Source organism: uncultured Flavobacterium sp. (genome assembly GCF_963974175.1).
Classification (GTDB): domain Bacteria; phylum Bacteroidota; class Bacteroidia; order Flavobacteriales; family Flavobacteriaceae; genus Flavobacterium.
In genome coordinates, this window is the sequence record NZ_CAXBBR010000010.1 from 53,195 (window position 1) to 69,022 (window position 15,828).

Here is a 15,828-nt window from a genome sequence, read left to right on the forward strand (position 1 = left end):
TGTTAACTGTTGAATGCTAAATTTTAAATGAATAAAAAAACAAAAATTGCCATAAATGGTTTTGGAAGAATTGGTCGAAATCTATTTCGATTGCTTTTAAACCATCCTACTATTGAAGTTGTTGCCATAAATGACATTGCCGACACAAAAACAATGGCCCATTTATTAAAATACGATAGTATTCACGGTGTTTTACCTAACAAGGTTAGCGCAGATGAGAAAGGAATTCTTGTGGAAGAAGACCATTTTCTATTTTTTCATGAGAAACAAATTTCAAATTTAGACTGGAAAAGTTTAGATATCGATTATGTAATCGAATCTACTGGAAAATACAAAACTCATGAAGAGTTAAATGCGCATATAATCGCAGGAGCTAAGAAAGTAATCCTATCTGCTCCTTCGGAAGTCGACAGTATAAAAACTGTCGTCATAGGTGTAAACGATCATATCCTTGACGGTACAGAAACTATTATTTCTAATGCGAGCTGCACGACGAATAATGCGGCACCCATGATGAAGGTAATTGACGAACTATGTGGTATAGAACAAGCATATATTACTACCATACATTCGTACACCACAGACCAAAGCCTGCACGATCAACCCCATAAAGATCTACGCAGAGCTCGTGGCGCTAGCCAATCTATTGTACCTACAACAACTGGAGCAGCCAAAGCATTAACAAAAATATTCCCTACATTAGACGGAAAAATAGGCGGTTGTGGAATTAGAGTACCCGTTCCAGATGGATCATTAACGGATATTACATTCAATGTAAAACGTGCCGTTACAATAAATGAAATTAACGAAGCATTTAGATATGCTGCCCAAAATAATTTAAAAGGAATTTTAGATTACACAGAGGACCCTATCGTTTCCGTAGACATTATTGGAAATAAAAACTCATGTGTCTTTGATGCACAGCTCACATCCGTAATCGACAAAATGGTTAAGGTAGTAGGATGGTACGACAATGAAATAGGATATTCATCAAGAATAATAGACTTAATACTACTGACTGCAAAATAAAAATTGCTTAGAAAAATAAATAACAAATGAGATACCTGTTGGTTTTTATGTTTTTTATTAATTCATTTCTTTATTCTCAAAAAAAAGAGAGTACAGATAGCACTGCCTATTATACCAATCTGGCAAATTCTAGCATCAAAGAAAACAAATACAAAGACGCGCTTCTTTTTACTCAGAAAGCAATCAATTATTGCGACAACAATGGACAAACAGAAGCCCAAGCAATCCAAACGTATAATCTAGGAGTACTTTATTATAACCTCAATAAATACGGTGATGCCAAAGATATTTTTAATGAAAGCACCGCTTTATTCGAAAGTTTACCACCATCACACGAGGCTGCTAAAAGTTATTATTACCTAAGCCTTTCGTACATTGGCATAAACAATTACAAAGCTGCTGAAACTGCTCTTAATCAGGCATTATTTATTTATAAGGAATTAGGTATCGATACTGATGAAGATTTACTTAATCTTCAAAAAGGGATTATCTACAAAGCAAACGGAAATCTTAATACTGCAGCATTCTGTTTTAACTCTGTAATTTCTAAACCGGACAATCCAGCTATCTTCGACGCTAAAGTAGAGGCTTTATATCAAATGGGACTTATCGAAGCCTCTAATAATAGAAATAATCTAGCGCTAACTTATCTTAACAAAGCATTTGACCTTAACTCGAAGGAGAACAACTTAAATCAAAAATCAAGAATTTTATTAGCACTAAGTAAGGTATATGAAAAAACTCTAGATAAGAGCAATGCCTACTTGTATTTGAAACAGCACCTAAACTTAAAAGAAAGTTTAGAACTTGCAAATAATGAAAAGTTAGGTATCGATGATTACGAAAACTTTAAAGAAACGCAGCGAATAAAAAAAGCAGAAAGAATTAATCATAAAAATGCTGAAGAAGAAAAAACCAATAAATTTTCTAAACTCATTAACATTCTGGCAATTGCCTTAATCACCATTTTATCACTGCTGAGCTTATCATTGTACAAAAACAATATCATCAGAAATAAATCAAACCTATTACTTAAAGAAAAAAACAATGAATTACTGATTGAAAAAGAAAAGACGGAAAAAGCCTCAAAAGCCAGGTCTGAATTTTTATCAACAGTAAGTCATGAGCTTAGAACACCTTTAAATGCAATAAATGGAATAACCCATCTGTTACTGCAAGAAAATCCAAAGGAATCACAATTGCATTATTTATCCTCGTTAAAATTCTCCGGAAATTATTTAGCCACCTTCATCAATGAAATTCTTGAAATCAACAAAATCGATTCTAACAAAACTGAAATAGAATACATCAAATTTAATCTAAAGGAGCTTTTAGAAGACATTAAGAACTCCTTAAAAGGATTAGCAATTACCAATAATGATATTTTTACCCTTAATATCGATCCAAATATTCCAGATAATTTAATTGGCGACCCCACTAAGTTATCCCAAATATTCATGAATTTGATTAATAACGCCCTCAAATTCACAAAGGACGGGAGTGTAACAGTTACTACCAAAGTAACCCAATTAGAAACCGACAACGTCATCCTATCCTTTGAAATTACAGATACTGGAATAGGAATATCTGAAGACAAACTAGAAACTGTATTTGAGAGTTTTTCACAAGGGTCTGTGGAAATCAACCGCAAATTTGGAGGAACAGGCCTTGGGCTAACCATTGTAAAAAAACTAATTGAAATACTAGGAGGAGAAATAAAGCTGCAAAGTATCCTAGGACAAGGTTCTACTTTCTTTTTTGACTTGCAATTTAAAGTAGACAAAAATCAATTGCCAGAAGAGGCCCCAGCACCAACTTATGACAATGAAACTTTAAAAAATAAAAAAATACTTATTGTTGAAGACAATAAAATCAACCAAATGATTACCAAAAAAATGCTTGAAAACAAGGGTATTGTTTGCGAAATCATTGATAACGGCGAAGAAGCAATTGAAACTGTCAGGAATAATAATTATGATATGGTTTTAATGGACGTTCATTTACCTGGAATCAACGGTACCATTGCAACAAAGCAGATAAGAGAATTTGACTCTGTCACTCCAATTATTGCAATAACAGCCATTTCTCTAGATGAAAACAGAGAAATGTTGCTATCCTTTGGTATGAATGATGTAGTTACTAAACCATTTGCTCCTGAAGTTTTCTACACTGTAATTGCAAATAACCTTTCTTAGTTAATTGCAAATAACCTTTCTTAGTTTAGTATTTTAAAATTAATTCTTTAATTAGCTTTCTTACATTAGGCTCTGCATTTTGCGCTGCTTCTAATACTTCATCATGAGAGATGGAATCAATATTAGCTTCATCTCCTATGTCTGTAATTACAGATATCCCAAAAGTCTCTAAATCCATGTGACGCGCCACAATAACTTCAGGTACAGTAGACATTCCTACGCAATCAGCACCTAAAATTTTAACCATTTTATACTCTGCCAACGTTTCAAAACTAGGCCCTTGCAAACCTAAATAAATCCCGTCTTTAACTTCTATATTTAATGCTACAGCTAGCTCTTTTGCTTTTGCAATCATTTTTCTCGAATAAGGCTCGCTCATATTTACAAATCGGGGACCAAAACGTTCGTCATTTGCACCACGTAACGGATGCTCTGGCGTAAAATTAATATGATCCTTTATAATAATAATTTCTCCAATTTTATAAATAGGATTCACTCCACCTGATGCATTTGAAACTATTAGTTTTTTAACTCCTAAAAATTTCAACACTCGTACTGGAAAAGTAACTTCCTTCATGGAATAGCCTTCATAGAAATGAAAGCGACCTTGCATAGCTACTACCTTTTTATCACCAATAGTCCCAAAAACCAAAGCCCCTTTATGTCCCTGAACTGTAGATACAGGAAAATTAGGAATTTCATTATACGGTAGTGTAAATTCTATTTTGATGTCCTCCGTGAAACTTCCTAATCCCGAACCTAAAATGATTCCATATTCAGGATTGAAACTATTTATTTTATTGATATAACTTACCGTCTCTTGTACTTGTTCCCACATAATTCATAATTGTTTTTCTAAACTGTTCATCTCCTTTGAGAAACTGACTTTTTATCGGTAGATAAAAAAGCTGATCGGCAGGCAATCGTCCCAGCAATCGAACATAATCCTTCTCAGTAGTAATAATGATCCTGTTTAGTGATTTATTTTTAATGTCTAAAATATCTTTTTCACTAAAATGATGATGGTCTGGAAAAGCCATACTTACATCATTTGCAGCCTGCAAATATGCAAAAAAAGATGTTGGTTTTGCAATACCGGCCAAAAGTAATTTATCTGTAACTAAAACATCTTTTACTGTTCGTTCTCCCTTTTCAGAATAAACAAATTCATCGTACTCAATACTAGTAAAGTACAACTCCTGATTTTCGGCAATTTTCAATCTTTTTTTAATGTTGTTTTGCTCCGCTAATGATAGGTTTGAAGGGCATTTTGTCACGATAATAATAGTAGCTCTTTTTGCTCCGCTTTTACTTTCTCTTAAATTCCCCGTAGGAAGGATAAAATCATCACAATATAATTCGCCATACGAAGTAAGCAAAATATATAAACCCGCTTTTACTTTCCTATGCTGGTAAGCATCATCTAGTAATATCACTTCTGGTTTTTGCTTTTGCGAAAGCAGTTGTTCGATCCCGTTCTTCCGATTGGCATCAACGGCCACTTGAATGTTCTTGAATTTTTTATAGAATTGAAAAGGTTCATCACCCAGCACTTCAGCATTAGATGTAGCATCTGCTAAAATAAAACCTTCAGACTTTCGCTTATATCCCCGACTTAATGTTGCGACATTGTAGCTCACTGATAATAGCCGAATTAAATATTCAATTTGAGGGGTTTTACCGGTACCGCCTACACTTAGGTTCCCTACAGCTATTATCGGTAGATCAAAAGAATAGGATTTAAGAATTCCGCGATCAAACAGAAAATTCCGAATACCAGTTATGAAACCATATAAAACAGCAAACGGAAAGAGTATTTTTCGCAGTAAAATCATTATACGAAAGTATAATAAATTATCTTTGAAATAAATATTTTGTTTCTTTTGTTTAAAGTTTAAAGTTAAGCAATCATCAAACTTTAAACCTTAGACTTTAAACCAAAAAACCATGAAAATAAAAGAAATACTTTCAGTACTCGAAGAAATGGCACCGCTTGCTTATGCGGAAGATTTTGATAATGTAGGATTGCTTGTTGGAGACCAAAATACAGAAGCTACAGGCGTATTAGTATGTCATGATGCACTGGAAAATGTGATTGATGAAGCAATTACAAAAAAATGCAATCTAGTTGTTTGCTTCCACCCTATTTTGTTCTCAGGATTAAAGAAAATAACCGGCAAAAATTATGTGGAACGTTCTATCATCAAAGCTATAAAAAATGACATTGCTATTTATGCTGTTCACACGGCTTTAGACAATCATCAAAATGGAGTTAATAAAATATTTTGTGATGCACTAGGGCTTAAAAAAACCAAAGTCTTGATCCCTAAACTTAACTTCATACGAAAATTAGTTACCTATACCATTCCTGAAAATGCTGAAAAAGTTCGCAACGGACTATTTGACGCCGGAGCAGGAAACATAGGCAATTATGAAGATTGTAGTTTCAACTCCAAAGGCATTGGCACTTATATGGGTAACGAAAATAGCGATCCGCAATTAGGAGAGCGATTTGAATTTGTGGAAACCGCTGAAATCAAGATCGAAGTTACATTCGAAAAACATTTAGAATCAAAAATCCTTAAAGCCCTATTTACTAATCATGCTTACGAGGAAGTGGCGTATGAAATTTATGAATTACAAAATAGCCATCAAAATATAGGTTTGGGAATGATCGGTGAGTTTGAAGCTCCAATGGATGAAAAAGAATTTTTAACCGCTGTGAAAGAAAAAATGAAGGCAGAAGGAATTCGCCATTCTACTTTTACAGGAAAACCGATAAAAAAAGTGGCGGTGCTAGGTGGATCTGGAAGTTATGCCATAAAAAATGCAATTATGGCTGGAGCCGATGCTTTTTTAACCGCTGATTTGAAGTACCATCAGTTTTATGAGGCCGAAAATCAGCTTCTTTTGGCAGATATTGGACATTTTGAAAGCGAACGCTATACAAAAAATTATATTGTTGATTATCTTCGGAAAAAAATCCTTAATTTTGCAATCATTTTATCAGAAGAAAATACAAATCCAGTTAAGTACTTATAGAATATGGCGAATACGAAAGAATTAAGTGTTGAGGACAAGTTAAGAGCAATTTACGATTTACAACTTATTGACTCTAGGATTGACGAAATCAGAAACGTAAGAGGTGAACTTCCTCTAGAAGTGGAAGATTTAGAAGATGAAGTTGCAGGTTTAAGCACACGTTCTGAAAAATTGAAAAGTGAACTCGAAGTTATCGAAGACCTTATCAAAGGAAAAAAGAATGCAATTGACGAGCACAAAGAGGCTATCAAAAAATACACGAAACAACAAGAAACTGTTCGTAACAATAGAGAATTCAACTCTTTGACAAAAGAAGTTGAGTTTCAAGAGCTTGAAATTCAATTAGCTGAAAAGCAAATGAAAGAAATGAAAGCTTCTATCGAGCACAAGAAAGATGTTATTTCTCAATCTAAAGAAAGATTAGAAATAAAATCAAATCACTTGAAACATAAAAAATCAGAATTGGACGCTATTATGTCTGAAACTGCTAAGGAAGAAGAATTTTTAACAGAAAAATCTACTGAATACCAAAGCCAAATCGAACCTAGATTAATGGCTGCTTATACTAGAATCAGAACAAGCGTTCGTAATGGTTTAGCGGTTGTTTCTATCGAAAGAGGTGCATCTGCAGGATCTTTCTTTACAATTCCACCTCAAACACAGGTTGAGATTGCTTCTAGAAAGAAAATCATAATCGACGAACATTCAGGAAGAATATTAGTTGACAGCGTTTTGGCTGATGAAGAAAAAGAAAAAATGGAAAAATTATTTTCTAAATTTTAAATCTATTTAAGTCCCGATTCACATCGGGACTTTTTTTTTTATGAAAAAAACAATCTACTTCCTCTTTACCAAATCTGTCGGATTATACATTAATTTCCTAAGTTTGTTATTCCCTGAAAAAGCGACGCAACTTGCGTATACTTTATTTAGTGAACCCCGAGACGGAAAACTATCTAAAGACAATCTTCCTACAATACTACAAGAATCCGAGAAAGAAACCTACCAGCATAACGAATCTCATTTTCAAACCTACACTTGGAAAGGAAACGAAACTATTATTCTTTTAGCTCATGGCTGGGAAAGTAATGCCTCACGTTGGGAAAATATTTTACCGTACTTAAGAAAGTCAGGAAGTACCATCATCGCTATTGATGCGCCTGCACGGTCTTTCGGGTGGGAAGGAATTCAACATTCCACAGTATGCCGCATTCATTGACATTCTAGTTCAAAAATTCAAACCACAATACCTCATCGGACATTCTTTAGGTGCTAAAACCTGTTTGTACTACCAATCGAACTACCCTAATAATAGTATTGAAAAAACAGTAATATTAGGCTCGCCGAGCGATTTCAAAATCATACTCAATAACTATATTGAGATGCTTAGTTTAAATTCAATAATTTTAGGAGGTTTAGAAGCACACTATCTGAAGCACTTCCAACTCAAGTTAGAAAATTTTTCAGGAAAAGTATTTGCGGCCGACATACAAACAAAAGGATTTATCGCTCATGATAAAGATGACACCATCGTTTTATTTGAAGAAGGAAAGAAAATAGCAAGTACCTGGAAAGATTCAGTTTTCATTGAAACTAGCGGCCTAGGTCACAGCATGCACAGTGACGAATTATATACAAAAATCTCTCAGTTTTTATTCGAGTAATTATAGAAATGACCTGTTTTTGCAATTCCAATATTCAGCCTTCGATATTGAACATATAAAATTAAAAAAGGTTCAATAATTAACTACGTACAAGGAATTTTGAAGTTATACCCTTATCTATTTACCAAATTGATTACTTTTGCAGAATGGAAGATAATCTAAAACGCCTTAATAAATTCATAGGAGAAACTGGGTATTGCTCCCGTCGAGAAGCGGACAAACTAATCGATGAAGGACGTGTAACCCTAAACGGAGTTGTTCCGGAATTAGGCACAAAAGTTTCGCCGGATGATGAAGTGCGTATTGACGGTAAACTAATCCGTGAAAAACATGAGAAGCCAGTCTACTTAGCTTTCTATAAACCTGTGGGAATTGAATGCACTACTAACTTAGATGTTCGCAATAATATTATCGATTATATTAATTACCCGAAACGTATTTTCCCAATTGGACGATTAGACAAAGCCAGTGAAGGATTAATATTCATGACTAATGACGGTGACATCGTCAATAAAATATTACGTGCTAGAAATAATCACGAAAAAGAATATACGGTAACTGTCAACAAACCCATTACAGATCGTTTTATTGAAAGAATGGGAAATGGAATTCCTATTTTGGATACAGTGACCAGAAATTGTAAAGTAGAGCAAATCAGTAATGATATCTTTAAAATCATTCTTACCCAAGGTTTAAATCGTCAAATTCGTAGAATGTGTGAATATTTAGGATATGAAGTTATAGGTTTAAAACGAATCAGAATCATCAATATTTCACTTGATATCCCCATGGGACGATACCGCGATTTAACTGATACCGAAATAAAAGAACTGAACGAACTTATCGAACCTTCCAGCAAAACAGAAGAAGCGAGTTTGCCAAAAACAGAAACTCCTAAAAGGAGAACGGAATTCATCAAAAGAGATGATCCAAGATTCAAGAAAAGAGGAGACTATTAAAACATAAACGGTGTAAAATTATTTACACCGTTTTTTTATTTTTAAAACCATCTTTTTCTCTTAAACAAGAATACCCCAAAAGTGGAGAGAATAATGGAGACTAACACCAATACCCACAAACCCATTGGATTATCCTGTAACCCATTAGGAACATTCATCCCGTAGAAGCTGGCAATTACCGTAGGAATCATCAATATAATAGAGATTGATGTCATTTGTTTCATGATATTATTCATGTTGTTAGAAATAACTGAGGCATACGCGTCCATTGTTCCGGTCAAGATATCACTATAAATATTGGTCGTTTCCTGAGCTTGGCGCAATTCGATTTCTACATCTTCTAGTAATTCTAAATCATAATTAACTCGTTGCGATTTGATGTTTTTAATTCGATGCAACAAAATATCATTCCCTTTTAAAGAGGTCATGAAGAACACCAAACATTTTTCTATTTGCAACAAAGCCTGTAGCTCTTCATTTTTTATGGATTTCTCCAAATTGTCTTCAGCTAGTTTAATTTTTTGATTGACTTGTTTCAAATACTTCAAATACCATATACTGGTAGACAACAGTAGTCGTAAGACCAAATCGAAGTTGTCTTTGATATCGATATTCTTTCTTTGAGTGTAGGTTACGAAATCAGTAAGCATTTCTGTCTGATGAAAACTTACAGTAACACAAACCTCCTCTTTAAAGACAATCCCAACAGGAATCGTATGAAATGGAAGTTTCACATCATTACTCTTCACAGGAATACGCATGATGATTAGTGTCCATCCGTTTTCCACCTCAATACGAGGTCGTTCATCAATGTCTTCAATGTCGTTGTAAAAGGCTTCTGGAATTTGAAGCTCTTCGAGTAAGTATTTCTTTTCGGCTTCCGTTGGACATTCTATGTTTATCCAACAGTTAGGAAACCATTCTTCCACTGCAATTAATCCGTTATTGTTTTTGTAAAAAGCTCTCATTTCAAAATTCTATAGGTTTAGCATAGCCTCTTGAAATTAAACAAGCGCTACAATTAGTTCAACATTTCCGAATAATAATCGTCCATTATAAAGTACTATTTTTTAGTGCTGTAAAAGTATTCTTTATTTCATACTCCTTACCTATTTGCAAATTTTTTAAGAAAAATTTAAGTTGCCAATAAAACAAAATCTCGCCTTAATAACATTCTTCTTACTTGACTACCAGTAACCTTACTGTATCTTTCTTCTCCTAGCTTTAACAATCTGTTCGTCAATTGAAATAGCCTCATAGATCTGCTGCTTTAAAGAATCCACATCAATCTCTTTAATTGAAGAAAATAGTGACTTCGAACTAAAACTAATCGTCTCAAAAGTCTCGTCTAAAAGTGAAGCGCCTTTACAAAAACCTATTCCAACACCATTACTAACCTTCTCCCAGGGAATGGAAGCAGGTCAAATGTAACAAATCTTGGAATGGCGGTAATAAAAAGGCACATTATATGCTAATCTCTCTTTACAATCTGGCATACATTCCAGCACAATCTTACGAAGGAAAAGAACAATTTCTAATTCTTCCTCCGGCAAATAGTCCAAGAACTCTTGTATAGATGTGAATTCTATTTCTTGTGGATTTTCCATAATGCTAAAAAAAGCCTATTCAGAGGAATAGGCTTTGTATTTATTTAGTTTTCTAATTTCAGTATTTTCATTTCCCTTGCCAACAGCGTATTTTTTAATAACATCGCTATCGTCATAGGTCCTACTCCACCAGGAACCGGAGTAATAAAACTTGCTTTTTTGCTTACATTTTCAAAATCTACATCTCCAGTAATCACATATCCTTTTTCTTTTGATTCGTCTGGAACACGAGTAATTCCAACATCTATAACAACAACTCCGTCTTTAACCATGTCTGCTTTAAGATAATTAGGAACACCTAAAGCTGTGATAATGATATCCGCTTGAATAGTGATTTCTTCGATGTTTTTTGTGTAGCTGTGTGTCAAAGTAACTGTTGAGTTTCCAGGAAACCCTTTTCTTCCCATTAAGATACTCATTGGTCTCCCCACAATGTGACTACGACCAATTACTACGGTATGTTTTCCTTTAGTCTCTACTCCATAACGTTCTAGTAATTCTAAAATTCCGAAAGGTGTAGCAGGGATAAAAGTGCTCATATCTAAGGCCATTTTCCCAAAATTCTCAGGATGAAATCCATCGACATCTTTACTTGGACTAACCGCCATCAATACTTTTTGCTCATCAATTTGCTCTGGAAGCGGTAGTTGAACTATAAATCCATCAATATTATCATCTTCGTTTAACTCCTTAATTTTCTTAAGCAATTCAGTTTCAGAAGTAGTACTTGGCATTTTAACCAAAGTAGATTCAAAACCAACTCTTTCACATGCTCTTACCTTGCTTCCTACATAGGTTAAACTCGCTCCATCGTTACCCACAATAACTGCGGCTAAATGAGGTACTTTCCCCCCTTTATTTTTTATCTTTTGTACTTCAGCTGCGATTTCAACTTTAATATCTTCCGCTGTTTTTTTTCCGTCTAGTAGTAGCATTTTATTTTTAGTTTCAAGTTTTAGTTTCTATTTTTTTTTACAAGAACTGATATTCCTATAAAAGAGTAAGGTTTAAAATTTCAATAAACATGAAACTTTAAACCTTAACCAAATATTTTAGCGCATCGCTCCGCCTCCAGGCATTCCTTTCATTCCGCCCATCATCTTCATGAGGTTTTTTCCTCCTGGCCCTTGCATCATTTTCATCATTTTGCTCATTTGCTCAAACTGCTTCATCAATTGATTGACTTGTTCAATTTTTGTTCCTGAACCTTTTGATATTCTCGCTTTTCTTTTAACATCAATAAGAGAAGGTTTACTTCTCTCTGCGGGAGTCATCGAGTGAATAATAGCCTCAATGTGCTTGAAGGCATCATCTTCGATCTCCACGTCTTTCATGGCTTTTGAAGCACCTGGTATCATCCCAACCAAGTCTTTCATATTACCCATTTTCTTCACTTGCTGAATTTGAGAAAGAAAATCATCAAAACCGAATTCGTTTTTCGCGATTTTCTTTTGAATTTTTCTAGCTTCTTCCTCATCAAACTGCTCTTGTGCTCTTTCCACTAACGACACGACATCTCCCATTCCAAGGATACGTTCCGCCATACGAACAGGATAGAATACATCAATCGCTTCCATTTTCTCTCCTGTACCTACAAACTTAATCGGTTTGTTAACTACAGTTTTTATCGAAAGAGCCGCTCCACCACGTGTATCACCATCTAATTTGGTTAAAATAACACCATCAAAATTTAATATATCATTGAAGGCTTTTGCTGTATTTACTGCATCTTGACCTGTCATTGCATCAACAACAAATAAGGTTTCTTGTGGCTGAATTGCTTTATGAACACGTGAGATCTCATTCATCATCTCAGTATCAACTGCCAGACGTCCGGCCGTATCCACAATAACAACATCAAACCCTTTTGCTTTAGCATGCTTAATTGCATTTTGTGCAATTTCAACTGGATTCTTATTTTCAGGTTCTGAATATACCTCAACACCTATAGAATCTCCAACAACATATAATTGTTGAATTGCCGCTGGACGGTAGATATCACAAGCTACTAAAAGCGGTTTTTTATTCTTTTTAGTTAAAAGATAATTTGCCAGTTTTCCAGAAAAGGTAGTTTTACCTGAACCTTGTAGACCAGACATTAAAATAACGGTAGGATTTCCAGAAAGGTTTATTCCAGCAACATCACCACCCATCAATTCTGTCAGTTCGTCTTTCACTAACTTCACCAACAGTTGTCCTGGTTGAAGCGTCGTTAATACATCCTGTCCTAAAGCTTTTTCTTTTACTTTATTCGTAAAATCTTTCGCGATTTTAAAATTCACATCGGCATCCAGTAAGGCTCTTCTAACTTCTTTTAAAGTTTCAGCTACGTTTACCTCGGTGATTTTTCCGTGTCCTTTTAGTATATGAAATGCTTTGTCTAGTTTATCGCTTAAATTATCGAACATAGTTTTTATTTCTCTTTAATTAAGCTGCAAATTTAAGCATTTGATTTTGAAGTTTAAATAGTATTTTAAATAAAATAAGGCCATCTTAAAAAGACAGCCTTATTTTATTTAAAATCACTTTTATTTTTAATTAATCCTTATCATCCAAATGTGTTTCATTTTCAAGCAAATCTCTTATTAGTTCACCTAAATCATGATGCCCATCATCATCATTTGTACTAATTTCAATAGTTCCATCCCCGTCAGTATCGACTAGCAAACCTTGTTTAGCTAAATCTGTAATTTTAACCATAATGGCGTCGAGCTGAATTTTTATATTAAGAGATAAATCATTACTATTTACCATAAAGTCTTTAGTAGGATCATTAAAATCCATTTCTAACTCTACCTCTTTAGCGCTCCATACTTCAAAGGGCTTTCCATCAACCGTACCTTTAATCAAGTAACTCTTCCCATTCATATCACCAACGGCAGTACTTGGTGCAAATTTAAATTTTATCTCTTCATATTTTGCATTCGGTATATTGACAGAAGTAATGATTTGAGATAAAGTTTTTCCTGGGTCCAATAAATCCAACAAAAATGGTCCGTTAAGTTTAACATCTTCATGTGAAGGATCTGTGTCATGCATTTCATCCTGCTCATCAACTTCAAATTTGATATTCCCGATATTTATCTTAAAATCAGTAATCACTACTGTTGAAGTTACTGTTGAACGAGCCGTTAAAGATGTTTTTCCTGTTGTTGAAACGGCAGAGGCTTTTATAGTGACATTTCCAGTCGTAGAAGATGTATCATTCGTACAAGCACTTATCATAATGACAAGTAATGCTAAAACTGCTGTTTTTTTCATAATGGTATTTTTTTGCGTTATTAAATTAATAACGCAAAAAAACCACCCTTATTACATACGTTCCGGAACATTAATCCCTAGCAAGCTAAAAGAAGCCGCTATGGTATCTGCTACCTTTTTTGACAACTGTACTCTAAATATTTTTTCTATTTCTATTTCTGAACCTAAAATTGGTACCGCCTGATAAAAAGAATTGTATTCACGTACTAAGTCATACACAAAATTAGCCAATAAAGCTGGACTATGATTTTGTGCCGCATTTTGAATTACTTCTGGAAACAACTCAAGTTGTTTCAATAACTCTTTCTCTTTTGCGTGAAGTTCCACCATTCCTGATTCATTTGAAAAATCAAAATTAGCTTTACGAATAATCGACTGGATTCTCGCATAAGTATATTGTATAAACGGTCCTGTATTTCCAGCAAAATCAACTGATTCTTCTGGATTAAAAAGGATTCGCTTTTTAGGATCTACTTTAAGTATGTAATATTTCAAAGCACCAAGACCAATCGTATTGTATAATTTCGTTTTTTCTTCGGCAGAATAACTGTCTAATTTCCCTAAATCTTCAGAAATTTTTTGAGCAGTATCTGTCATTTCTTGCATCAAATCATCTGCATCTACTACAGTTCCTTCACGACTTTTCATTTTTCCGGAAGGTAAATCTACCATTCCATACGATAAATGATATAGGTTTTTAGACCAGTCAAAGCCTAATTTTTTCAATATTAGAAACAACACTTTAAAATGGTAATCTTGCTCATTACCTACAGTGTAAACCATCCCTCCTACATCTGGATAATCTTTCACACGCTGGATAGCTGTACCAATATCCTGCGTCATATAAACCGCAGTACCATCAGAACGCAAGACGATTTTACGGTCTAAACCTTCATCGGTTAAATCAATCCAAACAGAACCGTCAGGATCTTTTTCAAAAACCCCTTTTTCTAAACCAATCTGAACTACATCTTTCCCTAATAAATAGGTATTGCTTTCATAATAATAACAATCAAAATCAACTCCTAAGTTTTTATAGGTAGTTGCAAAACCGTCATAAACCCATTGATTCATTTTTTTCCAAAGCGCAATCACTTCTTCATCACCGGCTTCCCATTTCAACAACATTTCTTGGGCTTCAAAAATGATTGGTGCTTGTTTTTTGGCCTCGTCTTCGGTCTTTCCTTCACTCATTAATTGAGTAATTTCCACTTTATAGGCTTTATCGAAAGCAACATAATAGTTCCCTACTAATTTATCTCCTTTTTGACCAGTAGATTCAGGAGTTTCTCCGTTTCCAAATTTCTGCCATGCCAGCATTGATTTGCAAATGTGAATTCCTCTATCATTTATGATTTGCGTTTTGTACACTTTTTTACCTGAAGCCTTAATAATTTCAGCAACAGAATAACCCAATAGATTATTACGAACGTGACCTAAGTGCAAAGGCTTATTTGTGTTAGGCGAAGAGTATTCTACCATTACAGCTGTATCTTCCGGATTTGGAGTGACGAAACCAAATTTCGCATCATCCTTTATTCCATTAAAGAAATTCAAGTAGTACTCATCCGATATAACAATATTCAAAAAACCAGAAACTACATTAAAACGGCTCACCTCAGATACATTTTCCACTAAATAGTTTCCAATTTTATTTCCTAATTCGACAGGATTGCTTTTGATAACTTTTAATAATGGAAAAATTACCATCGTGATATCTCCCTCAAATTCCTTCCGTGTAGTTTGAAACTCTACTTTGTCAATAGCAATATCAAATAAGGCTTGGACAGCTTTTTCAATTGAAGGGGTAAGAATTTGTGATAATGTCATTTTGCGTGTTTATTTTAAGGTTGCAAATATAGTTATAATGTGACAATTTGTAAATTGGAAAGCAAGATAATTTCCTATTTAAAAATCAGAACCTTTCTCTTAAAAACTTAAAATGTTAGGGTTTTTTATAAAAACTGTAACAAAATCAAGACTTGATAGTCTATTAGGTATCTTTTACTCTTCTAATTTATTTTATGCATAAAACAGTACTATGTATTGCATATATTAAAATAAATACTAT

14 protein-coding genes are annotated in these 15,828 nt (G+C 34.1%); 7 read left to right on the forward strand and 7 right to left on the reverse strand.

Annotation, left to right across the window (positions count from 1 at the left end; translation table 11 throughout):
* Window positions 1–27 precede the first annotated feature (27 nt).
* Together gap and AAC069_RS14285 are read left to right on the forward strand one after the other, a co-directional pair.
* Entirely contained in the window at window positions 28–1,029 is a 1,002-nt protein-coding gene (gene gap, locus AAC069_RS14280) for a type I glyceraldehyde-3-phosphate dehydrogenase (protein WP_339921136.1), read from the forward strand.
* A gap of 26 nt (window positions 1,030–1,055) precedes the next feature.
* Complete coding sequence (locus tag AAC069_RS14285) at window positions 1,056–3,224, forward strand: response regulator (protein WP_339921137.1); 2,169 nt, start codon at window positions 1,056–1,058, stop codon at window positions 3,222–3,224.
* Between the two features lie 25 nt (window positions 3,225–3,249).
* On the opposite strand, the gene AAC069_RS14290 is transcribed toward AAC069_RS14285, so the two are convergent.
* Complete coding sequence (locus AAC069_RS14290; RefSeq protein WP_339921138.1) at window positions 3,250–4,062, reverse strand: purine-nucleoside phosphorylase; 813 nt, start codon at window positions 4,060–4,062, stop codon at window positions 3,250–3,252.
* On the reverse strand, window positions 4,022–5,059 hold the full coding sequence (lpxK, locus tag AAC069_RS14295) for a tetraacyldisaccharide 4'-kinase (RefSeq protein WP_339921139.1): 1,038 nt from the start codon (window positions 5,057–5,059) through the stop codon (window positions 4,022–4,024). The genes AAC069_RS14290 and lpxK overlap by 41 nt, the downstream gene beginning before the upstream one ends.
* A gap of 112 nt (window positions 5,060–5,171) precedes the next feature.
* Between lpxK and AAC069_RS14300 the strand changes: the two genes are divergently transcribed.
* The 5 genes from AAC069_RS14300 (at window position 5,172) to rluF (ending at window position 8,889) form a co-directional block, all read left to right on the forward strand.
* On the forward strand, window positions 5,172–6,266 hold the full coding sequence (locus AAC069_RS14300; RefSeq protein WP_339921140.1) for a Nif3-like dinuclear metal center hexameric protein: 1,095 nt from the start codon (window positions 5,172–5,174) through the stop codon (window positions 6,264–6,266).
* 3 nt (window positions 6,267–6,269) lie between these two features.
* The gene (locus AAC069_RS14305; protein WP_339921141.1) at window positions 6,270–7,049 is read left to right on the forward strand and encodes a hypothetical protein; all 780 of its coding nucleotides are present in this window, start codon (window positions 6,270–6,272) and stop codon (window positions 7,047–7,049) included.
* Window positions 7,050–7,089: 40 nt separating this feature from the next.
* Window positions 7,090–7,485 carry a hypothetical protein gene (locus AAC069_RS14310; protein WP_339921142.1) on the forward strand — a complete coding sequence of 132 codons (396 nt, stop codon included), beginning with the start codon at window positions 7,090–7,092 and terminating at the stop codon, window positions 7,483–7,485.
* Window positions 7,418–7,930 carry an alpha/beta hydrolase gene (locus AAC069_RS14315; protein ID WP_339921143.1) on the forward strand — a complete coding sequence of 171 codons (513 nt, stop codon included), beginning with the start codon at window positions 7,418–7,420 and terminating at the stop codon, window positions 7,928–7,930. The genes AAC069_RS14310 and AAC069_RS14315 overlap by 68 nt, the downstream gene beginning before the upstream one ends.
* 146 nt (window positions 7,931–8,076) lie before the next feature.
* Window positions 8,077–8,889, forward strand: a complete 813-nt coding sequence (rluF, locus tag AAC069_RS14320) for a 23S rRNA pseudouridine(2604) synthase RluF (RefSeq protein ID WP_339921144.1) — start codon at window positions 8,077–8,079, stop codon at window positions 8,887–8,889.
* Between the two features lie 41 nt (window positions 8,890–8,930).
* Here the strand turns inward: rluF and AAC069_RS14325 are convergent, their stop codons facing one another.
* The 5 genes from AAC069_RS14325 to argS form a co-directional block, all read right to left on the reverse strand.
* A complete protein-coding gene (locus tag AAC069_RS14325) occupies window positions 8,931–9,857 on the reverse strand; it encodes a magnesium transporter CorA family protein (RefSeq protein ID WP_339921145.1) in 927 nt (308 codons plus the stop codon).
* Between the two features lie 683 nt (window positions 9,858–10,540).
* Entirely contained in the window at window positions 10,541–11,431 is an 891-nt protein-coding gene (locus AAC069_RS14330) for a tetrahydrofolate dehydrogenase/cyclohydrolase catalytic domain-containing protein (protein ID WP_339921146.1), read from the reverse strand.
* A 117-nt stretch (window positions 11,432–11,548) separates the two neighbouring features.
* On the reverse strand, window positions 11,549–12,904 hold the full coding sequence (ffh, locus tag AAC069_RS14335) for a signal recognition particle protein (protein WP_339921147.1): 1,356 nt from the start codon (window positions 12,902–12,904) through the stop codon (window positions 11,549–11,551).
* A gap of 130 nt (window positions 12,905–13,034) precedes the next feature.
* Window positions 13,035–13,757 carry a hypothetical protein gene (locus AAC069_RS14340; RefSeq protein WP_339921148.1) on the reverse strand — a complete coding sequence of 241 codons (723 nt, stop codon included), beginning with the start codon at window positions 13,755–13,757 and terminating at the stop codon, window positions 13,035–13,037.
* Between the two features lie 51 nt (window positions 13,758–13,808).
* Window positions 13,809–15,587, reverse strand: a complete 1,779-nt coding sequence (argS, locus tag AAC069_RS14345) for an arginine--tRNA ligase (RefSeq protein ID WP_339921149.1) — start codon at window positions 15,585–15,587, stop codon at window positions 13,809–13,811.
* Window positions 15,588–15,828 lie beyond the last annotated feature (241 nt).